We start from the raw sequence: 21957 nt of genomic DNA, 5'->3' as shown, positions 1-21957 counted from the left end.
GCAGCTATGACGACAGGATTGATGCAGGATAGATGGGGGTTCACCACACGCCGCCGCTGGGGGGGTGGGGTGATGGGTGCCTTAATGGCCCTGTTGCTAGTGGGCTGTGGTCAACCTCGGGTCGCTCAGTGCAATCAGCTGGCGGATGTGGTCAACCAAACCCAAGGCTTTATGCAAGAGTTTGAGACTGAAATTCAAGCCTTTAGCGAAAGTGCTGCCCAGGTCAAAGACCTCGATGATATTAAGCTGGCGGCCAGTCAGTACACGTCAGCCGTCGATAAAGTGGTGGTTAACCTGAATGGGCTCGTGGATGATCTGGAGACAACCTCTCTCCAAGATGAAACCTTGGCTGACTTTCGGGATAGCTACATCGATGTTGTCGAAGGATTTAGTGAAGCCTTAGACGATGCTCGTCAAGCCATGGACCTGGTGGTAACGGCTGAATCAGAAGCCGATCTGCCCGCTAGAATCGAGGAATCTCAGGAGCAGACCATGAGAGCCGTGGCTGCCATTGAAGAGTTATCTCAAACAGAATCTCAGCTGATCAATGAAGTCAATGCCTACTGTGGGGCCGCCCAACCGGCAGAATAGGCTAAGGCCTTCGCCTCAAACTGAAGTACCCGCTAAAACAGTTACCCCATAACGGATTACCGCCTGTGCGGGAATGATGTTGGGTCCTGGTTAACTTGCGAGTCCTTATCCTTAATGTCGATTCTACTGGATGTCTACTCCAGATTATGGCTAACCTCTAAACGCTGTTTGGTATCGGCGACTGGCATAGTCACCATCATTGCCAGACAGTGACTACCGCCAGTTTTAGAGGCCAAGTGACAAGGGGTTTGCGTCCATCCTGGTCTACTTCCTGGGGAGTTTTATCGTTAATTCCTACAGATTCGGCGCTATTTTTAAAACCTGAAGTAGACTTAAGACAATTGGCCTTAGTTCGCTCAGATTGATTGATTTTTTAGAGATCAAACCCATACAGCCTTGACGTTATGAGTGAGGTACAGCCGCTCCCTTGCCACCCAGGGTTGGCTGGGTATTTCTGTACTTCACTGACATCAAGAACGCTGTATTTTGAGTTTCACCAGGATCTGAGCGATTAATGGCTCACCTGATTTGAACTCACTATATGTTTGGACACGTTGTTATATTGTGACCCATCAGTCCCAAGTTCCGCCCCAGCTCAGGCAGCATTTACTCGAGGCCATTCACCCCAGCCCTGCCGATCGAATTTTGTTTGACCTGGCCCTTAGCACGATGAAAATGGGCGGTCATCGCTACGGAGCTTTTTTGGATGCGGCCACGACGGCAGCTAAGCTAGCCATCTATAGCACCTTCATTGAGCAAGGGGAAAATATTCGGAAAACGGGTTTTCTTTACCATGTGGAACCCAAGCGGATCAAAGCGATCGTCAAAGAAATTGAGGCTACCCTAGCTGAGGGCCAAAGTCTGAAGGTGCTCAACTCCAAGGAACCTTACTACTTAATTGCCCTTCCCTTTCTATGGCAGGATAAATTTCCCTGTGGCGACGATCAACCCCGCGTTCGTATTCAAGGGTTGACCCCTGGAGAGCGCAAGGCGATCGAGGCAAAATTGCCGGAAGGGTCACCAAACGCCAGAATTTTAGACCAGGTAGAATTCAATGAATTAATTGAACTACTGCATGAGGTATCCCAGACTGATTTGCCCAAGGGGCAGCGAATGCCTTGCAGTGATGCCCTCATGTCCCATATTAAATTTCGCCTGCTGCATTCAGAAACGGTGATTCAGATTGACTCGCCTCTGGTGGATATTCCCCTGTTTGCCTTGGTCAGCGAGTCCTACTCGCCTAAGGGGGAACGGGCGCGGGTATTTGCCATGATTGACGATGTTGCCCGCTACTTTAATTTACTGCAAGCTTGGGTGCGAGAAGAGGAGGGGGTATTGCGAGGGGTGGAAGTCTTCGACATCGACCCCGATCGCCGACAGGCGGCTTTGGATGAACTGGATGAACTGCTCCGCAGTTGGGCCGACAAATACCATCAAGACCAAGGGTTTCCCATGGTCTTGCAGTTTGCAGCAGGTACCCGAGAATACGACTAAACCCATCAGCTGCCGTGGCAATGGGGCTAAAATGAGTAATATGTAACAAATTGTTAACTCATGGATGCTCCTGCTTCATCGTCTAAAGCTGAGTCAGTCGTGGTCATCGGTGCTGGCATCGGCGGATTGACAGCTGCTGCCCTGCTAGCACGGCGGGGCTACCGGGTACGGGTGTTTGACCAGGCGATCGTGCCTGGCGGCTGTGCATCGACGTTCAAGCGACGGGGGTTCACCTTCGATGTGGGGGCAACCCAGGTGGCCGGATTGGAGCCGGGTGGCATCCACGCCAGCATTTTTGCTGAGCTAGACTTGCCCCTGCCCCAGGCCACCCCCTGTGACCCGGCCTGCGCTGTCTTTTTGCCGGGGGAAGCTGAACCCATTCAGGTGTGGCGGGACTATTCGGCCTGGCAAGCCGAGCGGCAGCGGCAGTTTCCCGGCAGTGAGCCCTTTTGGCAATTGGTTCAGACCTTGTTCCAGCCCAGTTGGCGGTTTCAGAGTCGAGAGCCCGTACTGCCCCCCCGCAATGGCTGGGATCTATGGCGACTGGTGCGGGCGGTGCGGCCCGATACGCTGTTCACCCTGCCCTATACCTTTTCTACGGTCGGCCAAGTGTTGGACCGATTGGGCTTAGGGGGCGATCGCCGCCTGAAAACCTTTCTGGACTTACAGCTAAAGCTTTACTCCCAGGTGAGTGCAGACGAAACAGCCATGCTCTACGCCGCCACCGCCCTCAGTGTGTCCCAAACCCCCCAGGGTTTGTTTCACCTGCAAGGCAGCATGCAGGTGCTCAGTGACTATTTAGAAAAAGCCCTGGGACGGGATGGGGGACTGCTACAGATGCGTCACACTGTACAGCAGATTCACACCCAGCCAGGCCGAGTCATCGGGGTGACCGTACAGGACCCCAAAGGACGCACCTGGCTAGAGCCAGCCGACCACGTCGTTGCCAATGTGACCGTCCATAACCTTGTTAGCCTCCTAGGGGAGTCAGCTCCCGCCGGTTACCGTCGTCGCGTCCAGTCTCTCCCCCCCAGTAGTGGGGCATTTGTGCTGTACCTGGGGGTAACCGCTGCCGCTATTCCCGCCGATTGTCCACCCCATCTGCAGTTCCTTTACAACTATGACGGCCCCCTAGCCGAAAACAACACCCTGTTTGTCTCCGTCAGCCGCCCAGGGGATGGGCGCGCCCCCGAGGGCATGGCCACCATCATTGCCTCCACCTTTACCGATATTGCCCCCTGGTGGCAGACCCCCGACTACCCGCAAATGAAGCAGGCCTATACCGACGGGGCCATTCAGCGACTATCCAGCTATTTTGACTTAACCCCAGACCACCTGATCCATGTGGAAGCGGCTACCCCCCGTACCTTTGCCCACTTTACCGGGCGCCATCAAGGTAGCGTCGGTGGTCTGGGCATGCGGGTCAGCACCTTTGGCCCCTTTGGTTTTGCCAACCGCACCCCGATTCCAGGGCTTTGGCTCGTGGGTGATTGCACCCACCCTGGGGAAGGTACTGCTGGTGTGAGCTACTCAGCCCAAACGGTGGTACAGCAAATTACAGCGGGATAGATCGCCAAAATCTACGCAATCTTTAAGAATGTATCGTAGTTATCTCCGAAATTTTGCGGAAACATCTGTAGAATAATTTAGATCTCGGATTGTGCCGATTCAGCGCCCTAGACTAAGTCCAACTCAGGTTTGGAGTTGTCTTACAGGCAGAACTCTAACTTTGGGCTGGGGTTTGATTTAATTCAGGGGCACTCCCCCTCAGGGGTTGAGTTGGCCTCATCCTAGGCTGAGCATTGAACTCGCCGATCTAGAGATCGATTAGGTTTATGGGTGTCTAACCCATTGTGGTTTGCCCCTGCCCTCGCACACAATCAGGTCATCGCCATGAGCCCTTGGGATTCTCTAGACTCTTGGTCCAACTATTCCAGTCATCCCCCAGCCAACCTAGAAGAGGTGCTGTATCAACATTGGCAGCATTGGCGTCGGGTTGAGCAACCCCACCAGCTAATCGAGCGATTTCGCCAGTTGTTTTTAGATGTGGCCCACTATCCTGACAGCACGGTGGCCAATGTCTTAATCCAACTATCTTGCCAATCGACGGCAGACCGTGAATTTAAATATGTGCTGAATCGCTGCTGCTACACCCTGATTAACCCCTGGTACACAGAATCTCGCAACCACTGGGCGATTCCTGAGTTGGTGCAAATCTTTGACACCCTGCCCGAGTTCAACTCCCTGGAACCTGAAAATCAGCGTATTCAGGCGTTGGTTCGGGAGTTTGTGGCTAGCGAGCAATATGCGGCCCTCTGTCGTCTACAAAAGATTTTTAGTCGCCACAAAGAGCCAGAAATTGCCTCAACCCTGATGGCTGAGCAACCCTTGGGGTATCGCATTCGGCACTATCCCTTTTTGTACGACAGCAGCCTGCTGACCAAAGACAGCGGCCAAGAGCAAAAGCAAAACATTAGTGATTTACGACGCAAGACTGAAACCGACCTGGCCATTCGTCTCGCCCGCTATCAAACCCACCGGCAAGCGGCCACCACAACTGTTAAGGCAGTCAATCCTACACTTCTGGACGAACCCCGGTTAGAGCAGGCTCTCACCTACTACACTGGCAAAATTGATGGTCGCCGTAGCCATAGGGACCAGGCCCACTGGTTTGCGACCTACAGTAAAACGGTGCGCTCTTACCGAGACTTTAAAGATGAATTCGTGGACTACTTGATCAATCCCATTGCCTCAGCCGAGCCTAAATATAGCAATAACTACTTCACGCGCAACCTCCGCCAGTATCTGCGTGAAACCCTGGCTGAATTTGATGGACAGCCGCTGAATAGTTTTATTGTGGTTGAAACCTGCCGTCGATTGTTGAATTTCTTGGTGGTTGATAGTCCCAAACGTCCCGTGTTTCGTAACTTCTGCCACCTGGTGAACGATGTGGGCTATGCCTTGACCATGGGGTTGCTGCTGCGGGTCGTGCTGTTTTGTACTGCCGCTAAGCCCTGGCTGGAACGCTGCTTTTCGGTCCTATTCAATGTGCACGAACGCCGCTACTGCAAGGAAGTGCCCTGGCTAGTGACCAGCCTAGAACATGCTAATGTTGCCCTGATCACCAACTTTAGTGACGTTGGCTATCAGTTCTAAGCCCCTCTTACTCCAAGCGGGTTCCAGCGCAAGACAGGTATTTTCATGACCACACAATCCTCCCCTAGCCTGGACGCTGAAGCTTGGGAACGCCGCTACCAGGAGGGTACCACGGGCTGGGATTTAGGCCAGCCAGCACCGGCTTTTGTCACCCTACTGGCGTCTCCTCAGGCACCGCCGCCGGGGTCGGCGATTGTTTTAGGGGCCGGGCGAGGCTACGATGCCTTGTTATTTGCGCGTCATGGGTTTACGGTTACAGCGGTAGATTTTGCCCCGTCGGCTTTAGTGGCTCTGAACCAGATGGCTGCCGCGTCAGGGGTAACGATTAATCTGGTGCAGCGCGACATTTTTCAACTCCTGCCGGAGTTTCAGGGCCAGTTTGACTATGTGATTGAGCACACCTGCTTTTGCGCCCTGGATTTGGCCTTGCGGGATACCTACGTGCAGTTGGTGTCTGGCCTGCTGGCTCCCAAGGGGGAGCTATTGGCCGTTTTCTTTACCCACAACCGATCTGGGGGACCGCCCTTTGGCAGCAGCCCGACGGAGTTGCGCCAGCGCTTTAGCCCCCAGTTTGAGCTGACCACTCTGGAGCCTGTGGCCAATTCTGTCCCCGCCCGCCAGGGGGAAGAATACCTGGGTCGCTTCCAGCGGCCTGGCCTAGGCTATATACTAAAAGAGTAACTGTGACAATATGTAACATTTCTGAGAGATATCATGGCCCCGGTGGACTTAGACCAAATTGCTAGTCAACTTAACAGCAAAGACTCGAAGGACCGCATGTTGGCCCTGGCCTCTCTGCGGAATGTACCGGCGGACCAGGCGGCCCCGCTGATTAAGCGAGCACTTCATGACGAGAACCTGCAAATTCGCTCGATGGCGGTCTTTGCCCTGGGCATCAAGCCCGATGAAGAGTCCTTAGAGATTTTGACCAAGTTACTCAAAGCTGACCCAGACTACGGGATTCGGGCCGATGCGGCAGGAGCGCTGGGGTATCTGGAGGATCCCCGGGCGTTTGAAACGTTAGTGCGCGCCTTTTATGAAGACACCGACTGGTTGGTACGGTTTAGTGCGGCGGTGTCCTTGGGCAATTTGAAAGATCCCCGGGCCCACGATGTGCTGATGCAGGCGCTGAAAAGTGACGAAGCGGTGATGCAGCAGGCGGCCATTGCTGCCATTGGCGAAATTGGTGACATAGCTGCAGTAGAGGAGATTTTGACCTTTGCCCAGTCTGAGGACTGGCTGGTGCGTCAGCGCCTGGCGGAAGCCCTGGGCCATTTACCCAGTCCTAAAACCGAGCCCGCCCTACGCTATTTGGAAAAAGATGCCCATTTTCAGGTGGCGGAAGCGGCCAGAATTTCGCTGATTCGGCTCCAAAAACGAGGGTAAAATTGAAGGCCTAGGGACTATCCAGGTACTGGAACCGTCCCGAATTCCTGGGGCGACCTACCTTGAGTACCCTGACGTTATCTTCTCCACTGGCCCATTACTCGCTATGGTGCAAACTAAACTCAGGTTTCAGAGCTTTGAGGATTATCTGGCCTACGATGACGGTTCAGATCACCTCTATGAGCTCTTTAATGGAGAACTGATTGAAGTGCCCCCTGAGTCAGGCTACAACACCAGTATCGCGTTTTTCCTGGCGCTTCAGTTTGCCAATCTGGTTGGGCACTTGCGGGTTAGGCCCCATGGCCTGGAACTAGAGGTGCGGGGCGAACCCAAAAACCGTTACCCAGATCTAGCCATTATCCGTCCTGAGCATGTGGAGCTGCTGGCCCCGCGCAACACTATTCGTCTATCGATGCCGCCACCGCTGCTGGTGGTGGAGGTGGTCAGCCCGGGCGAGTTACAGTGGCAGCGTGACTACGTGGCGAAGCGCGCCCAGTATGAAGACCTGGGCATTCCCGAATACTGGGTTATTCACCCCGCAGACCAAACCGTGTTGGTGCTGGCCCAGGCAGGGCAGGGGTATGAGCCAGTTGGGACTTATGGCGGCGATCGCGCCATTACTTCTCCCCAGTTTCCAGAGTTGCACCTCACCCCGGCACAGCTTTTTGCCGCTGGGCAGCCGTAACGATATCCCCTTTCTAGGCAAGACGTAGAAAAGCCAAACATGATGTCCTGGAGCCACTGCACCAGCGTCACCCCAGCCATAAAGACAACGTTTGGGTTCTAGGTTCAACCAAGGCCGCCGGACTCGATAAGCGGAAATCCCTAGCGGCGAAACCCCAGGGCAAAGCGATCGCGCCCTGCCAAATCCTTGATAATGTCTACCCCCCAGTAGTCCCCCTGCTGGTGGAGTCGGGTCTGCACAGCGGCCCCCTGGCCAGCCATCATTTCCACCAGCCACAGCCCGCCGGGCACCAGATACCCTGGAGCCTGGTGAATCAGCGTCTGGATGGCCCGTAGCCCATCGTCCCCCCCATCCAGGGCAGCGGTGGGTTCATGGTCAATGACCTCGGGTTGAAGGGTGGGCAACACCGCCGAGGGAATGTAAGGAGGGTTGGAGACCACCGCCCTGAGCTTGCCCCGATAGGCGGTTAGCGGGGCAAACCAGGAGCCCTGGACTAGGGTGATGCGATCGCCCAGGTTATACCGCTGCACATTCTCCTTAGCCACCGCCAGGGCGGCTGGGCTGAGATCCACCGCCAGCACGCGAATGTGCGGCAGGGCTCGGGCCAACCCCAGGGCGATCGCCCCACTACCGGTGCCCAAATCAACCCATAGCCCCTGTTGTAGGTGGGCGGTGCGATCGCCCCCCGCTACCACCGCCTGCACCGCTATATCCACAATCAACTCAGTCTCGGGACGGGGAATCAGCACCGCCGTTGATACCGCTAGGGTCATGTCCCGCCAGGGGGTTTCGCCTACCAAATACTGGATCGGTCTGCGATCGCCCAGGCGTTGCTGCCACAGCCGATTCAGATCCTCCAGGCTCATCTTCAGGGGCACCTGGGGCTGATGCCGAAACTGACCCAGGCGCAGGGCCAGGCCATCTAACTCACTCACCGCCCGTAGCAGCCAGTCTAGTTCCTGGGGGTTGACGCCAGCCGTCGTCGCCTGGGTGCGGGCCATTTGCCACCAGTCCCACAGGGCTTGTCCTGACACGACCTGTGGCGATACCCTAGCTCGGCCCATGATCACAACCGTCCTCAGTCTCAATCGGCATGGTGATTCACCGTCCCCCTCATGTTTTTCCAGCCAGCATGGGCTCGACGTTATTATCCCCTACCCCTAGCCAATATCTAGACAAAGTTGCACATAGTGGGTAGTGGCTGGCGGCAGCAGTTGGGAGACGGTTAACCCCAGGAGACGCACCGGCTGCCCTGGGTCCAAGTTGTTCACCAACATGGTTTTAGCCCAATCCAACAGGGGGGAGTCTGGCCCAATGGGCTCCATCAGGGTACGGCTGCGGGTAATTTGGCGGTAGTTGGCGTATTTAATCTTCAAGGTCAGGGTATAGCCCTGGCGACGCTGCTCGGCCAGACGGGTACTCACCGCTTGGGCAATGGGCGCTAGGGCCGCTAACATTGCCTCTAGGGTAGTCAAATCCTGAGAAAAGGAGCGCTCGGCCCCGATGGACTTGCGGATGCGATGGGGGTTCACAGGTCGGTCATCCTGACCCCGGGCCACCCGGTAGTAAAACCGACCCACCTTGCCAAAACGCTGAACCAGGTCAGCTTCGCGCCACTGCCGTAGATCAGCCCCGGTATGGATACCCAGACGATGCATTTTGCTGGCCGTGACCCGCCCAATGCCGTGGAATTTTGCAATCGGTAAGGCGGCCACAAAGGACTCTGCTTGGTGAGGCCAAATCAGGGTGAGGCCGTCGGGCTTGTTTTGTCCAGAAGCCATTTTGGCTAAGAACTTGTTGAATGAAACCCCCGCCGAGGCGGTTAATTGGGTGGCGGCCACAATGTCTTGTTTAATCGCCCGGGCCAACCGCAGGGCCGAGGGGTCTTGCCGGTGGTTGGTGGTGACATCCAGGTATGCTTCATCCAGGGATAACGGCTCCACCAGGTCGGTGTAGCGGTAAAAGATGTCACGAATTTGTTGAGAGACCACCCTGTACACGGCAAAGCGAGGGGACACAAAAATCAACTCGGGGCAGCGCTGTTGGGCCACCCGGGATGGCATGGCGGAGTGGATGCCATACTGGCGGGCTTCGTAGCTGGCAGCAGCGACGGCTCCCCGCTGTTCGGGACGGCCCCCAACCACCAGGGGCTTCCCCCGATAGGCAGGAAAGTCTCGCTGCTCCACCGCCGCGTAGAAGGCATCCATATCGATATGGAGAATTTTGTGCTGTCCCATGGTTGATTCAAGCCGCCAACGCCAGAGAGCTCAGGATGACGGTTATACCCCCTTGGTCAGGGGGCTTACCCAACTGTCAACCCCAGGGGCAGAAGGCATGATCTAAGTATGACGGGTACTGTCCCAAACCGGGTAATGGTCATGACTGTCCTGAGACCAGAGCCCTATACCCAAGGGGAATATCCGGTACAAAGATTGTACGTGGTAAGGGAGTTGAGTTATGCCGATGACATCCTGGTCTACTTCATCCTGGCCTACCATGTGGGGGTTGACCGCCGCCCAGGCCCAACGAGATGCGATCGCGGCGGCCCTGATGCCTGTGGACCTGTCCCCCTCTGGGCGACTGCAAGTGCCTGCCATTGAAATTCAAGATACCGGAGATCGGTTAGTGGTCACCGCCTTTTTGCCCGGTGTAGACCCCGAGGCGGTACAGGTGCAAGCCAGCCGCCAATCGCTGACCTTTTTTGGTCAACGACAGTCGAAGTATCACAGCCTCCTCGGCTATGGCCTTGGCATTAACCATTTTCAGCAAACGGTGGCGCTACCAGCAAGGGTGAGCGATCGCCAGATGCAAGTCGCCTATCACCAGGGGGCAATCGTGGTTACCCTACCCAAAGCCAAAACCGGTTGGCCTACCTGGGCGTCGTCGCCAAACTTAGACAACTGGGGTGACACAGCCCGCCACCAAGGGCAACAGCTAGGCCACCGATGGCGACAATTCAAAGGCTGGTTAGGGCGTACCCTGCGCACCTGGGGCGATCGCTTGTTAGAAGAACCGTAACGATTCTAAAAGCTTGATTAGAAAGGGCAGCCCTCTGCAGCCATTGCTCCACACTAGAAAGGGTAATTCGTATGTTGACTTAATCTATCCATGTCTGATTTTGACGATTTTTTGAAGCATAAATACGCCTACGTTGCCATTGGCGAATTTAAGCCAGGCTGCTTTTCGGAGGCTCGCCAGCTTTACGAAAAAGCTGTTTCCACTTACACCAAAGGGTTTCAAGGGGCCTACCTGCTCCAGGAACCCGGCACCGATCGCGGTATCGCCATTATTCTCTGGGATAGCATTGAGGATATGGACGCCCATCAAGATACGATCTATGCCCAAACCCTGGCTAAGATTGCCCACCTATTCGAGACACCACCCGTCACCACCTTCTATGAAGTGTGCAGTGAAATTGGTCTGCCTCAGGTCTTAGCCACCGCCCAGGCCACCGCCAGTGCCAATTAACCTCAACCGCAATGGCGATTCTCCCCTGCAGCTCTGGCCCAGGGGAGATTTATGTCTGCTTGAAAGGGGCTGCCCGGTCTTCCCAGTTCCAGGTTACAGTTAGCAGTAATTGATCATTCCCCGTTTTTCTATGTCTGAACATGCCGGTGACATTTTACTTGTAGACGATGAACCAGGGTTGCGCGAAGCGGTGCAAGCCTATCTAGAAGATAGTGGCTTTACCGTCAGAGTCGCCAGCAATGCCAAAGAGGGTTGGGATTTATTGCAGCAAGCCACCCCAGATGTGCTCATTTCCGACATTATGATGCCCCAGGTAGATGGCTACGCCTTTCTGGCCCAGGTGCGGGATGACATTCGCTTCAAAGGGTTGCCAGTTCTGTTTTTGACGGCGCGAGGGATGACCAGCGATCGCATCCAGGGGTATAACGCTGGCTGTGACGCCTACCTCTCTAAGCCCTTTGACCCTGAAGAATTGGTTGCGGTGGTGGGAAACCTGATGGAGCGCCATGCCGCCCAAACCCCCGATACCGGCGATCTCCCCGACATTGCGGTAATGGCCCGGCAGATTGAAGAAATCAAAGCAATGCTGACCCAAAAGGGCGGCATTACCAAAGTGCCCTCCGATATTCGCATTGATCTAACCGCCCGGGAGCAGAGTGTCTTAGACCTGGTGGCCGAAGGGTTGATGAATAAGGAAATTGCCAGTCGTCTGGAAACCAGTGTGCGCAACGTGGAAAAGTACGTCAGCCGCCTCTTCGGCAAAACCGGCACCAACAGCCGCACTGAACTGGTGCGTTTCGCCCTGGAACACGGGCTGGTGACCACCTAGTACTCTGAGGCAGGAATGACTCACCTACTTCTGTCGGTGCAAACCTTTACGTAGAATGGGGTTCCCTTTCTGCCTTCTGCCTTCTGCCTTCTGCCTTCTGCCTTCCTGTACTAGTGGCATGTAAAGTACCAATCTAAGGCCAGGCGTCCCACCTGACAGCCCTCTGCTGTTTCCATCCGATGGAGATGGATAGGGGTGCCCTGCCCCAGGGCCGCCAGAGCTGGGGCATAGTCATACAGGTCTTGGTTAATCAGCGTCATCAAATCGGCGATGGTTACAGGTTCCTGATCGTAGCCTGCCAGCAACCTCACGACAGTCCCATGCTCTAGGGCTTCGGGGCTAGCTGGTAGCAGCTTGCCACTACTGAGATCAATCACCCAGCGATGGCTCTCGGTGGTCAGGGACATCAGCGATCGCAACTGTAAACTACCCCGCTGCCAACCGCCTCCTGGGGTTAGCACCTGAGCCGATAGGCCTCCCATCCACTGCATCAGCCGGGCCGAGGTTTGGGCCATATGCCAGCGCAGCCGGGGCCACACATCAGCCACTAAAACCGGTTCATGCACAAAGGTCTGCTTAAACAGACCGTTAGGCCCCACCACCCCACTGGCGGCCCCATAGGCCCGCTGCACCCAAGTTAGAGCAAGCTGGGTCGCCTCAGCCGCTGGCCCCTGGGACAAGCCGGATACCTGTTGCCCCAGGAGCCGCTGACCATAGCAGACCAAGAAATTATGGATCCATATTTCGTCGATAAAGGTGAGCCAGTCCCCTAGAATCCCAGGAGACGGTGTGCCACTATCGGGTAAGGTGTCGGCAAAATCATCTAGGGTAAACTCGCCCGTTGGCCCATCAATCCCTGCTACCCCCTGGGGGGCCACGCTTGTTGGGGGCGGGGTGACAGCTGTCATCGCCATCAGCAGGGCCTTAGCTTCTTGGGGGCCCATATCGGCTAAATACAGCCGCAGCCGCACTCTTGCTGGTTGCCAGGGCTGACCAGGAATCAGGGCGGTGATCTCGCTACCAGCCCCCAGCCAGGCCGTTAGCTCTGGTTGGGCTTGGCCCATCACCTGGACCAGCTGTTGGCGGAGTTGGTTAACCGACAGCGGTTGATTATCCAGGTCGTTGTCTAACAGACGCAAGGTGGCGTGTCCCGATAGATAGAGATGCGTTGCTGGAGCCTCTAGGGTGACCAAATCGATTGCCGCCTGGCCGCTCTCTGTGGTTAGCTCTAGTACCGGCACCAGACGAATAATTCGCAAGCTGAACTGGGCATCGGTGGCATAGACCCGAGCCCGCACCCCTTCCAGCAGGTGCATGGTTTCGTAGCTACTGCTGGCGATCAGCCACAGTAGGGTGGGGACCAGGTCCAAGAAGGGATGTAGGGTGGGGGGAGGACAAGGAGCCGCTGGGGTATGGGCCAGAACGTCTAGGAGCACCTCCACCTCTTCGCTGACATAGGGGGCCAGCTTGTCTGGGGTTTGGGGAATGTCAGCGGGCCAGCCCCCCGTCGGCGATCGCAGGCTAATCACCAGCTCGATCAACTGTCGCACCGCCGCTACAACTGCCGCCGACTGGGGCTGATCGAGCCTAAAGGAAAATCGCTGCGCCGCCAGTGGCACCATCCGACACACCGCTTGCTTTAAAGTCGCCACCGGGATAATCGCTCCACCCTCTGGCTCGGGTGACGGATCGACGACTGGGGCCAGGGCAGGGTTGACGACCAACGGCCAGGGCAATGATCGTACAGCTGGAGAAACCATAGGGACAGCCTGTGATGGGAGATGATGTGCACACACCTGCTTAGAGAGTGCCTAGGGCACGAGTCAAACCAACAGCCTGTTTGCAAATCTATGAAAACTCAGATCACCAAGCGACATAGGGTAACTTGGCTGCCGTCGCCCGAATGGCCTCTTCATTGGCCACTAACTGCCCACAGGCATCCCAGGTACCGGCTAAAAACGCCTGTCTCACCCCGGCAGGCATGGTGACGGCCACCGTGGTGGCCCCGTGGCTGACGGTGAGTTGGTTGAGATCCACCTGCATCGGGGTACCAGGGTCGGCCTCAAGGCCAGCTTGCAGTTGGGCGATCGCAGGGGTTTCAGCCGTTAAGCAGGGAATACCAATGGCGACACAGTTGCCAAAAAAGATTTCGGCAAAGCTTTCTCCCACCACTGCTTTAATGCCCCAGCGAGCCAAGGCCTGGGGAGCATGCTCGCGGGATGACCCACAGCCAAAGTTGCGGTTGACAACTAATACAGTGGCTCCCTGGTACTGGGGTTGGTCAAAGGGGTGCTCTCCGGCTAGGGCCGCGCGATCGTCGGCAAACACCTGCTCCCCTAGGCCATCAAAGGTGACACACTTAAGAAACCGAGCCGGGATAATCCGATCGGTGTCAATGTCATTGCCCCTGAGGGGAATTCCAGCACCCGCAATCTGTTTAACCTGTGACACGGCAGCCTCTCCTTAACTGAAACTGAAAAACTGAAATCAGCCGAAATGGTAGCGTATGGCCCTGGGTGGGGCGATCGCCGCCCAATGGCGCGAGATCCATCCTAACCTTCTCTGGGATCGGCTGAATAAAGAGCGGGGGCAACAGGTCTAGTACTCTGTGGCAGAAATAACCCACCCATCTGTCCCACCCACCTGTGCAAGGGTAAACCTTGGCATAGGGTAGAATCTCTCTTCTGCCTTTCCGTACTACGGGTGAGAGTGATACTTAACCGAAAGATAAACTTTGGTATCATCAGTAGCCAACAGATTCCTAGCGAGCTATTGTTAATAACAAGAGGAAAGCAATCCGTTAAACAACGTTTTCTCCCTCTTAAATCAAAAGTTCAGGTTTCGTTAAGCAGGAGGTTATTATCTCGTTAACGTCTGAATTTATCTCTCGAATTTCAGCAGCACTTTACTCCGTTGTTGATATTTCCTCCCCTTAATTGGTTGAGAGCTCTGCAGTAGATACCCAGAGACGCCACATCCTTAGACAAGGGTTCTTAAACGACGGTATCGAATCATCTCTAGAAAATCTAATCCCATTTGAGGAAGACTCAAACGATTAGGAGGATTGCTGTAAAGTTCAATCTGTTTCACAAGTTTCATGAATAGGAGGTGAGCTATTTCCCTTCTTGCTCAGATGATTCTAGTCCCCTCTACATAGGAGGTTACTATCTCGTTAGTGACTGAATCTATTCCATCAAAGACCAGCAGTACCCACTCGGTTGTTGATATTTCCTAATTCTAAACTCTTCGAGAGCTCTGTGACGATGCCCAGAGACGCAATCCACAAACGCGACATCACCGACACGACGGCATCAGAGCATCTCTAGAAAATCAGGACATATTTGAGGAAATCGCTCACATAAGCCAGTCTCAGGGCTGCTGTAAAGCCAAACATGTTGGTTTTACACTGGTTGAACACATTGATCCTAACATCCAGATACCTCAGTTGTATTTAACGACTGAGGTTATCTGGATATTAGGTCTTATGCTAAACACCAGCGGGCACTGCTTTTTCAGTAACTAAGGGGACTTCTGGATAACAGAACACCCCCGTAGGATGGGCAAAGCTTGCGTGCCCATCGACTGACAGCTCTACGTAGGGAACATCTTTCCTAGAGATCACCTAAGTTCTTCTGTACCTGCTCACTTAACCAAGTATTAAATAACTCATCTAACAATCGCTGGCGGGTGGGGTCATCTAGTCGGGCTGGTAAAAACTTTTCTAGCCGCACAATCACAAACCACTCCCCCATGGGGGTGGGGGGCCACAGTTGCCCAGGTTGGCTCACTGCCAGCACCCTGGCTAGGGCCGGGTGGGGCACCGCCAGCTCTACGGGGCCAATCAAACCGCCGGTTTGGGCTTCCTGGCCCGCTGAAAATTCCCGCGCCAGGTCAGCAAAGGGGTGACCATCGTCTTGGATGCGAAAGTAGAGTTCCTGGGCCAGTCCGGCCTCGCGGGTGCGAATCAGGGAATACAGCACCCGGTCCAGCTGCTGCTTGCGCTGCAAAAAATAGGATTCCACCTGGTTGCCCCAGGTGGCCTGCTTAAACTGCTGCAGTTTTTGGTGGCGCAGGGCCAGGGGACCCAGGTCGGTGGGGGTCAGTCCCCGTTGTTGCAAGAAGGCATTGACTTGGGTCTCGTTTGCCAGTTGATGGGTCTGTCTGAAGGTGGCGATCGCCTGTTCTAAAGCTGTTTCAGCCGTAATCGGCCCAGCCGCAACCGATAAGTTGTCGTCGGGTAAAGCCGCGATCGCCTGATCGATCACCAACTCTTTAATCACCGCTGGCAACAACCCATGGCGCCGTAGGGTGACCATCAGGTGATCGGCGGTGATAGGTTGATGGCCGACATGCAGCAACCCCTGATGCTCTGGGCTGGGGGAATCTGGGCTGGGGAAAAATGACTCTGACGGACTCAAACGCTCAACTCGCTCCCTGGTTCAACAATTTCAGCTTCCTCTCCCAACCTTACCCTATGGATACTCCTGCTACAATCCAGCCAGCCCCCTCGAACCAGTCCGGCGATCGCCCATGCCCCTTCCCCCTATACCTGTTGTTAACTATACCGACCTCACCTGCGCCCACCCCATGCGGCGACAGCAGGCGATACAAACCCTGGGCCAAGCCCTAGAAACGATTGGTTTCTTGATCTTAGACCAAGGCCCGGTGGCCCCAGAAGTGGTACGCCGGGCTCATCAAACCGCCGCCGAGTTCTTTACCCTACCCGACCGGATTAAGGGTCAGTATGATGCTGATCACTACCCTGGTCAGGGGGGCTTTTCAGGCTTTGGCACCGAGCAGGCCAAACACTACACCTGCCCCGACTTGAAGGAGTTCTGGCACGTTAGCTACCGTAGCTTTGAGCAAGCCCCTGCCCCCTGGCCCACTGAGGTTCCCCAGTTCCGCCCGATCATGACTCGGTTGTACCAACAACTGCTGGCCTGTGCCCATGGGTTGTTGGAAGCCTGTGCCCTTTACCTGGGGCAGCCGCAAAGTTGGCTGGCTGATATGGCTAGGGGTGGCAATACCATCTTGCGCCTAGCCCACTATCCGCCGATTCCACTGGGGGCACCTGCCGGTAGTTTGCGGGCGGCACCCCATGAGGATATTAACTTAATCACCCTGCTGTGCGAAGCGACGGCCCCTGGGCTAGAAATTTTGAGCCATGATGGTCGCTGGCTGCCGATTCAGGCCACCCCTGGTCAGATTGTGGTAGATACTGGTGATATGCTGCAAAACCTTACCAATGGCTTGATTAAAAGCACCACCCACCGGGTGTCGAATCCTCGCCAGGGTAATCAGCGGCGACTGTCGATGCCCTTTTTTGTCCACCCCCGCCCCGAAATTGATTTATCTCCCCACGCCGCTTTTCTAGAGCGCACTGGCGGCCAGCCCCGGTTCCCGACGATGACCGCTGAGACCTATCTGAATCAGCGGTTAGCTGAAATTAAGGTCACCCCAGTGGGCTAACGGGGCCGGTATAACCTCAGGCTTGCGGCTTCAGGGCTACTCCCTAGTATTTCGAGGCTTTGGCCGCTGCCCCAGTGACTCCATCAGGGGCAGCGGAGAGTCGTTCTGCCACCCGCAGCTTAGCCGATCGGGCTCTGGGGTTACTGTCTACTTCCTCCTGGGTGGCGATGATCGGCTTTTTGGTGATCACCGCCAGGTCAGGATTAGCTTTGAAGCTATGTTTGACCAGGCGATCCTCCAGGCTGTGGAAACTGATGATCGCCAACCGCCCACCAGGGGCCAGCCAGTGGGGGGCTTTTTCTAGCAGGGTTTTAAGCCCATCAAGTTCTTGGTTCACTGCAATCCGCAGGGCCTGGAAGGTGCGGGTGGCAGGGTGAATGCGGCCATAGCGGTATTTGCGGGGCACACAGGAGGCGATCGCCTCGGCTAGCTCGGTGGTGGTCTGAAATGGGCGTTGCTCGACCACTCGGCGGGCAATGCGACGAGAAAGGCGTTCTTCGCCGTAGGTGTAGATCAAGTTAGCCAGGTCCGTTTCGTCCCAGTGGTTGACGATCTCGGCGGCCGTCAAGTCCTGGCGTTGGTCCATGCGCATGTCCAGGGGGGCGGTATGGCGAAAGCTAAAGCCGCGATCGGGAATATCAAACTGGGCCGAGCTAACGCCCAGATCGGCTAAAATCCCCTGAAACCGCTGCTCCCCTGGGTCGAACTGGGAAAAGTTGCCGTGCCAGAAGCAGATGCGATCGCGGTATGCAGCCAAATGGGTTTGGGCGGTTGCGATCGCCGCTTGATCTTGATCTACGGCCACCAGGCGCACTGTCGGGTCCTGGGCTAGAATCAACCGACTGTGGCCGCCGCCGCCCACGGTGGCATCGAGATACACCCCCTGGGGCTGAAGATGCAATCCATCCACCACCGCTTGGGGCAGGACAGGAATATGGTAAAAGGCGGAATCAGTCATTATCTCACCCCCTAAAACGGAAACACTCGCGGCGCGATCAGCACCGTCAGGCCCCAAAACATGAGATTAAAGGGAATCCCCACCCGCATGAAGTCAGTGAACTTGTAGCCCCCTGGCCCATAGACCATCAAGTTAGTCTGGTAGCCGATGGGGGTACTAAAGCTGGCCGAGGCCCCAATCATGATTGCCACTGCAAAGGGCATAAAGTTCACCCCCAGGCTCTGGGATAGGGACAGGGCAATGGGAAACACCACCGCCGCCGCCGCATTATTGGTGATCACCTCCGTCAGCAGGCTAGTGATGGCGTAGATCGCCGCCAGGGACACCCAGGGATTATCCCCCACTACCCCCAACACCGCCATGGAAAAAGCCGCCGCCGCCCCAGTCACCTCTAGGGCTTTGCCCAAGGCCAGGGCCGCCGCCACCACCAGCAGCACCGACCAGTCGATGGCCCGAAACCCCTGCTGAAAGGAGCAGCATCCGGTCGCAATCATCAGTACCGCCGCCAGGGAAGCAGCATGGAGCATATCCATCCAGCCAAAGGTGGCCAGGGCTACCATCAGGATCAGAATGCCAAAGGCGATCGCCGCTTTGTCGTGGCGTAGGGGGTCGGAGTTGGGAATGGGGCTAACCAGGTAAAAATCGCGGGAAGCACGGCGTTCTTCCAGGAACGATGGGTTGGCTTCCAGCAGCAGGGTATCGCCGGGGCGCAGGCGAATGTCGCCGATCTTGCCCGGCAGGCGCTCGCCGTTGCGACCCACCGCCAGCACCACTGCTCCGTAGCGGCTGCGAAATTGGCCCTGGCGAATAGTCACCCCCACCAGGGGGCAGGTGTTAGACACCACGGCCTCCAACAGCGATCGCTTGGTACGGGGCGAATCGAGCTTAAACACCTGGTCGGTGGCGGGTTTCAGCCCCCGGATCTGGTTGAGATCGACGATCGAATCGACCATGCCCACAAACACCAACTGGTCGCGATCGCGCAGTACCTCCTGGGGGGTAACCACCGTCAACAACTGCTCTCCCCGCTGAATTTCAGTCAGAAATAGCCCCGGTAGGTGGCGTAACCCCGCCTGTTCCACAGTTTTCCCAGCCAGGGGACTGCCGTCTTCCACCACCATTTCCACGGTGTACTCCCGGGGGTCGTCGGTTTCGGTGATGGCGGGTTTGCGCTGGGGTAGCAGCCAGCGCTGGGCCAAAATCAGCATCAGGGTGCCAGCGATCGCGCAGGGCACCCCCACCGGCACCAGATCAAACATCCGCAGCCCCGGCAGGTCGGTCTCGGCAATCAGCAGCCCGTTCACCACCAGGTTGGTGCTGGTACCAATCAGGGTACACATGCCCCCCATAATTGCTGCATAGCTGAGCGGAATCATCAGCTTCGAGGGGCTAATCCGCAGCTTGCGGCACCAGTCGCCCACCGCCGGAATGAACATCGCCACAATCGGCGTGTTGTTCAAAAAGGCGCTCAGGCCCACCACTGGCATAATCAGCCGAATTAGGGCCTGGGTTTGGCCCTGGGGCAGGCCCAGCACCGTGCGTGACACGATATCCAGGCCGCCAGTCTGCTGCAAGCCCGCCACCACCAGGTAGAGCACCGCCACGGTAATCATGCCGGGGTTACTGAAACCGGCCAGGGCGGTAGGGGTATCGAGCACACCGCTGAGCATCAGCACCGCCAGCGCCCCCAAAAAAATCGCCTCCGCCGCCAGACTGGTGAGAGCGTTGAGTAAAAACGCACCCAGGGTAACGGCGATCGCCAGCCACCCTTGCCAGCTCAAAGCACTGGTCGATAAGGCAATTACCCCAGCGATGCCGAGGGTGACTACCCCGACAACGGTCAGACCGACCCCCACTCTACTGAACCTATTGCCCGCAGGGGAGAGGGCCAGACTAGTCCCAGACTGGGCCTGCCTCGAAAACAGTTTGTTTTCCATTCCAAATATATTTCAGTTGGATTTTGATTGAGCTTTGCATTAATAATGCAATTTATTATGCCTGAGATAATCACAGTTTTCCCACGAAGGCCATATCGACTGGCCTGAATTTATGTGGTGAGCCTGGGGCTAAACCCAGCTTCCTTAAGGAACTCTGGTGTGGTCTATCGAAAATTTACGCCCTTGGTATGGGCTGTTTCGACGGCTGAATCACCCGCTTAAGCCAGCAAGTTTCTGCGATATAACAGTGATTGCGAGGGACAATGGCAGAGTACAGAATCTATAACGCCCCATGGCAAAGGCAAAGAGCCCCAGTTTGGCTTCCAAAACAATTGAAATTTTAACGACCCAAAGCTTTTTGTTCGGTGGACTGGGGCAAGACCCGCTGCTCAGCGACCTCGCCCCTGACAGGTTGACCGTTGAAAAACTCTACTCTAACCGTCCGGTCTATACCGCCTTTCGGCCCCAAATCTGGCAGGAGCACCTGTACGTGGTTGTCAATGGCGGCCCAATAATTATGCGCAGCACCCCCCTTGACCGGGTGATAGCCCTCACCTACCCGGGTGGCTGCTTTGGTATGCGCAGCTTACCTGTGGGCGTTGGTGCGGCCACCCGGGCCTTCCCCAGCCTGGTGGAAGCCTACAAGACCACTAATGTGATCAAAGTGCCGGTGCAGGTGGTGCAGGATCTCTACGACCAAAATGAGATGTTTCGACAACGCTACACTCTTCTACTTGAGTTGCGCGAAAAGTTTCAGTACCACCTACTTAATTGCAGCACCTACCCCCCCCAGGCGGTGGCAGCAGTGCTGCGGGGGCTGATTTTTCAAGAGCGCAGCCTGGGGGGCCAGCCCCAGGGTAGTAAAACCGAATACAGGTTTGATCTGCCCATCGACCTGATTGCCCGCGCCTGCCAACTTAACCACCGCACCGTGGAACAAGTGCTGAAAGGGCTAACCAAAGCGGGTTATATCAAGACCGACAAACTGGCCGAGTCAGCCAACGACCTGGTAAAGGTGATCGACCCAGAGGGACTGAAAGAAGTCTACGGTGCCACCCGGGACAAGGTCTCCTGGTGGCCGCTGAAGTAGAGGAACCGGCTTTGACTATTGGTTGGGGAAGCACACTGCTGCATGGCGGGTAAATATGACCTAATGGCGATACATCCGGTAGAAACGGAGACTGCATCAAAGCACGTAGAGTACAACAATCAAGGGGATGCTAAATAGGGCGGCAAACAAAAGAGCCTGCTCTTACCGCTACCTGGGCGATGGGTTCCAGGTCGAGTGCCCCACCGGGTCGGGTCAACTGATGACCCTAAAAGAGGTGGCCCAAGATCTCTTGCAGCGGCTGGCGACACGGGCAAAGGGCTGGGGGCCAGCCAGCAGACGGGGTGGACAGCCCTGGTAGCCAAGCTGATTCAGGAGCTGAATGACGAGACCTTTTATGAGTCGTTGGGGTCGATGGCGTTGTTTTAGGGGAGAGCGGTGAGCGGTGAGCGGTGAGCGGTGAACGGTTTTTCACCTTAAACTTTGCATTTTGAATTCCGCGTAGCGGTACTAGACTGAGAGGTAGACGCTTAATGCAGAGCAATGAGATGACTCTAGAAGAGGCTGTTCTCCAAAATCTACGAGAACTTTCGCCAGATCAGCGCCAGGCGGTCTTAGATTTTGTTGAGTTCTTGCGCAGCAAAACGGCTTCACCCAAAGCGACCCCATCTCTCAAGGGTCTGTGGGCTGATCTTGGTGTAGATATTTCTGAAGACGACATATTTACAGCTCGCCAAGAACTGTGGGGCGATTTTCCCAAGGAGATAGCCTTTTAAGGCAATCTCTGGAAAACAATCTCCCAGTGGTGGGCAGTGCCCACCCTACCCTAGCGCTGGTCTGTGGATAACGTTGGGAACGTCTTTCCTAGAGATCGCCTAAGGAGCACTTTAAATGGTAGCGATATGGTAGCGATCGCGTTTGGCCGAGAGATCTGTG

20 protein-coding genes and 1 pseudogene are annotated in these 21957 nt (G+C 55.9%); 14 read left to right on the top strand and 7 right to left on the bottom strand.

Features of this window, described 5'->3' with window-relative positions; all coding sequences use genetic code 11:
• Positions 1–21 precede the first annotated feature (21 nt).
• The 7 genes from E1H13_RS16760 to E1H13_RS16730 all read left to right on the top strand — a co-directional run bounded on the left by E1H13_RS16760 (position 22) and on the right by E1H13_RS16730 (position 7312).
• Positions 22–591, top strand: coding sequence for a hypothetical protein (locus tag E1H13_RS16760; protein ID WP_240966686.1), 570 nt, complete (start codon positions 22–24; stop codon positions 589–591).
• A 564-nt stretch (positions 592–1155) separates the two neighbouring features.
• Complete coding sequence (hetR, locus tag E1H13_RS16755) at positions 1156–2085, top strand: heterocyst differentiation control protein (protein ID WP_169614739.1); 930 nt, start codon at positions 1156–1158, stop codon at positions 2083–2085.
• Between the two features lie 60 nt (positions 2086–2145).
• Complete coding sequence (crtD, locus tag E1H13_RS16750; RefSeq protein ID WP_169614737.1) at positions 2146–3654, top strand: C-3',4' desaturase CrtD; 1509 nt, start codon at positions 2146–2148, stop codon at positions 3652–3654.
• A gap of 324 nt (positions 3655–3978) precedes the next feature.
• The gene (locus E1H13_RS16745) at positions 3979–5241 is read left to right on the top strand and encodes a hypothetical protein (RefSeq protein WP_240966685.1); all 1263 of its coding nucleotides are present in this window, start codon (positions 3979–3981) and stop codon (positions 5239–5241) included.
• A 45-nt stretch (positions 5242–5286) separates the two neighbouring features.
• Positions 5287–5922: a methyltransferase domain-containing protein gene (locus E1H13_RS16740; RefSeq protein WP_169614736.1), complete on the top strand. Its 636-nt coding sequence runs from the start codon at positions 5287–5289 to the stop codon at positions 5920–5922.
• A gap of 33 nt (positions 5923–5955) precedes the next feature.
• Positions 5956–6627 carry a HEAT repeat domain-containing protein gene (locus E1H13_RS16735; protein WP_169614734.1) on the top strand — a complete coding sequence of 224 codons (672 nt, stop codon included), beginning with the start codon at positions 5956–5958 and terminating at the stop codon, positions 6625–6627.
• Positions 6628–6733: 106 nt separating this feature from the next.
• A complete protein-coding gene (locus E1H13_RS16730; protein WP_169614732.1) occupies positions 6734–7312 on the top strand; it encodes a Uma2 family endonuclease in 579 nt (192 codons plus the stop codon).
• Between the two features lie 140 nt (positions 7313–7452).
• Here E1H13_RS16730 and prmC read toward each other — a convergent pair whose 3' ends face one another.
• Positions 7453–8376, bottom strand: a complete 924-nt coding sequence (gene prmC / locus E1H13_RS16725; RefSeq protein WP_169614730.1) for a peptide chain release factor N(5)-glutamine methyltransferase — start codon at positions 8374–8376, stop codon at positions 7453–7455.
• Between the two features lie 96 nt (positions 8377–8472).
• A complete protein-coding gene (dinB, locus tag E1H13_RS16720; protein ID WP_169614728.1) occupies positions 8473–9549 on the bottom strand; it encodes a DNA polymerase IV in 1077 nt (358 codons plus the stop codon).
• Positions 9550–9769: 220 nt separating this feature from the next.
• On the opposite strand from dinB, the gene E1H13_RS16715 reads away from it, so the two are divergent.
• The 3 genes from E1H13_RS16715 (at position 9770) to E1H13_RS16705 (ending at position 11609) form a co-directional block, all read left to right on the top strand.
• Positions 9770–10330, top strand: coding sequence for an Hsp20/alpha crystallin family protein (locus E1H13_RS16715; protein WP_169614721.1), 561 nt, complete (start codon positions 9770–9772; stop codon positions 10328–10330).
• Positions 10331–10420: 90 nt separating this feature from the next.
• Positions 10421–10780 carry an antibiotic biosynthesis monooxygenase gene (locus E1H13_RS16710; protein ID WP_169614719.1) on the top strand — a complete coding sequence of 120 codons (360 nt, stop codon included), beginning with the start codon at positions 10421–10423 and terminating at the stop codon, positions 10778–10780.
• A gap of 130 nt (positions 10781–10910) precedes the next feature.
• Positions 10911–11609, top strand: coding sequence for a response regulator transcription factor (locus E1H13_RS16705; protein WP_169614717.1), 699 nt, complete (start codon positions 10911–10913; stop codon positions 11607–11609).
• 110 nt (positions 11610–11719) lie between these two features.
• Here E1H13_RS16705 and E1H13_RS16700 read toward each other — a convergent pair whose 3' ends face one another.
• The 3 genes from E1H13_RS16700 to E1H13_RS16690 form a co-directional block, all read right to left on the bottom strand.
• The gene (locus tag E1H13_RS16700) at positions 11720–13369 is read right to left on the bottom strand and encodes a hypothetical protein (protein ID WP_169614716.1); all 1650 of its coding nucleotides are present in this window, start codon (positions 13367–13369) and stop codon (positions 11720–11722) included.
• Positions 13370–13472: 103 nt separating this feature from the next.
• Positions 13473–14060, bottom strand: coding sequence for a 3-isopropylmalate dehydratase small subunit (leuD, locus tag E1H13_RS16695; RefSeq protein ID WP_169614714.1), 588 nt, complete (start codon positions 14058–14060; stop codon positions 13473–13475).
• Positions 14061–15220: 1160 nt separating this feature from the next.
• On the bottom strand, positions 15221–16027 hold the full coding sequence (locus tag E1H13_RS16690) for a peptidylprolyl isomerase (RefSeq protein WP_240966684.1): 807 nt from the start codon (positions 16025–16027) through the stop codon (positions 15221–15223).
• Between the two features lie 112 nt (positions 16028–16139).
• Here E1H13_RS16690 and E1H13_RS16685 point away from each other — a divergent pair, with 112 nt between their 5' ends.
• Positions 16140–17078, top strand: coding sequence for an isopenicillin N synthase family oxygenase (locus tag E1H13_RS16685; protein WP_169614712.1), 939 nt, complete (start codon positions 16140–16142; stop codon positions 17076–17078).
• A gap of 43 nt (positions 17079–17121) precedes the next feature.
• Here the strand turns inward: E1H13_RS16685 and rsmH are convergent, their stop codons facing one another.
• Entirely contained in the window at positions 17122–18036 is a 915-nt protein-coding gene (gene rsmH, locus E1H13_RS16680; protein WP_169614710.1) for a 16S rRNA (cytosine(1402)-N(4))-methyltransferase RsmH, read from the bottom strand.
• An 11-nt stretch (positions 18037–18047) separates the two neighbouring features.
• A complete protein-coding gene (locus E1H13_RS16675) occupies positions 18048–19973 on the bottom strand; it encodes an SLC13 family permease (RefSeq protein WP_169614708.1) in 1926 nt (641 codons plus the stop codon).
• A gap of 292 nt (positions 19974–20265) precedes the next feature.
• Here E1H13_RS16675 and E1H13_RS16670 point away from each other — a divergent pair, with 292 nt between their 5' ends.
• The 3 genes and pseudogenes from E1H13_RS16670 (at position 20266) to E1H13_RS16660 (ending at position 21797) form a co-directional block, all read left to right on the top strand.
• A complete protein-coding gene (locus E1H13_RS16670) occupies positions 20266–21063 on the top strand; it encodes a Crp/Fnr family transcriptional regulator (protein ID WP_169614706.1) in 798 nt (265 codons plus the stop codon).
• Positions 21064–21226: 163 nt separating this feature from the next.
• A pseudogene (locus E1H13_RS28040) lies at positions 21227–21450 on the top strand (hypothetical protein); the annotation flags it as partial.
• A 104-nt stretch (positions 21451–21554) separates the two neighbouring features.
• Entirely contained in the window at positions 21555–21797 is a 243-nt protein-coding gene (locus E1H13_RS16660; RefSeq protein ID WP_206070615.1) for a DUF2281 domain-containing protein, read from the top strand.
• Positions 21798–21957 lie beyond the last annotated feature (160 nt).

It is taken from the genome of Nodosilinea sp. P-1105 (genome assembly GCF_012911975.1).
Taxonomy (GTDB): Bacteria; Cyanobacteriota; Cyanobacteriia; order Phormidesmidales; family Phormidesmidaceae; genus Nodosilinea.
This window is presented reverse-complemented; position numbering and strand designations above follow the sequence as displayed.

What these genes read in the sequence shown, in the direction of transcription:
- E1H13_RS16760 (WP_240966686.1), top strand. Translation starts at nt 22, where the DNA reads ATGCAGGATAGATGGGGGTTCACCACACGCCGCCGCTGGGGGGGTGGG.
- crtD (WP_169614737.1), top strand. Translation starts at nt 2,146, where the DNA reads ATGGATGCTCCTGCTTCATCGTCTAAAGCTGAGTCAGTCGTGGTCATC.
- E1H13_RS16745 (WP_240966685.1), top strand. Translation starts at nt 3,979, where the DNA reads ATGAGCCCTTGGGATTCTCTAGACTCTTGGTCCAACTATTCCAGTCAT.
- E1H13_RS16740 (WP_169614736.1), top strand. Translation starts at nt 5,287, where the DNA reads ATGACCACACAATCCTCCCCTAGCCTGGACGCTGAAGCTTGGGAACGC.
- E1H13_RS16735 (WP_169614734.1), top strand. Translation starts at nt 5,956, where the DNA reads ATGGCCCCGGTGGACTTAGACCAAATTGCTAGTCAACTTAACAGCAAA.
- E1H13_RS16730 (WP_169614732.1), top strand. Translation starts at nt 6,734, where the DNA reads ATGGTGCAAACTAAACTCAGGTTTCAGAGCTTTGAGGATTATCTGGCC.
- prmC (WP_169614730.1), bottom strand. Translation starts at nt 8,376, where the DNA reads ATGGGCCGAGCTAGGGTATCGCCACAGGTCGTGTCAGGACAAGCCCTG.
- dinB (WP_169614728.1), bottom strand. Translation starts at nt 9,549, where the DNA reads ATGGGACAGCACAAAATTCTCCATATCGATATGGATGCCTTCTACGCG.
- E1H13_RS16715 (WP_169614721.1), top strand. Translation starts at nt 9,770, where the DNA reads ATGCCGATGACATCCTGGTCTACTTCATCCTGGCCTACCATGTGGGGG.
- E1H13_RS16710 (WP_169614719.1), top strand. Translation starts at nt 10,421, where the DNA reads ATGTCTGATTTTGACGATTTTTTGAAGCATAAATACGCCTACGTTGCC.
- E1H13_RS16705 (WP_169614717.1), top strand. Translation starts at nt 10,911, where the DNA reads ATGTCTGAACATGCCGGTGACATTTTACTTGTAGACGATGAACCAGGG.
- E1H13_RS16700 (WP_169614716.1), bottom strand. Translation starts at nt 13,369, where the DNA reads ATGGTTTCTCCAGCTGTACGATCATTGCCCTGGCCGTTGGTCGTCAAC.
- E1H13_RS16685 (WP_169614712.1), top strand. Translation starts at nt 16,140, where the DNA reads ATGCCCCTTCCCCCTATACCTGTTGTTAACTATACCGACCTCACCTGC.
- rsmH (WP_169614710.1), bottom strand. Translation starts at nt 18,036, where the DNA reads ATGACTGATTCCGCCTTTTACCATATTCCTGTCCTGCCCCAAGCGGTG.
- E1H13_RS16675 (WP_169614708.1), bottom strand. Translation starts at nt 19,973, where the DNA reads ATGGAAAACAAACTGTTTTCGAGGCAGGCCCAGTCTGGGACTAGTCTG.
- E1H13_RS16670 (WP_169614706.1), top strand. Translation starts at nt 20,266, where the DNA reads ATGGCAAAGGCAAAGAGCCCCAGTTTGGCTTCCAAAACAATTGAAATT.
- E1H13_RS16660 (WP_206070615.1), top strand. Translation starts at nt 21,555, where the DNA reads ATGCAGAGCAATGAGATGACTCTAGAAGAGGCTGTTCTCCAAAATCTA.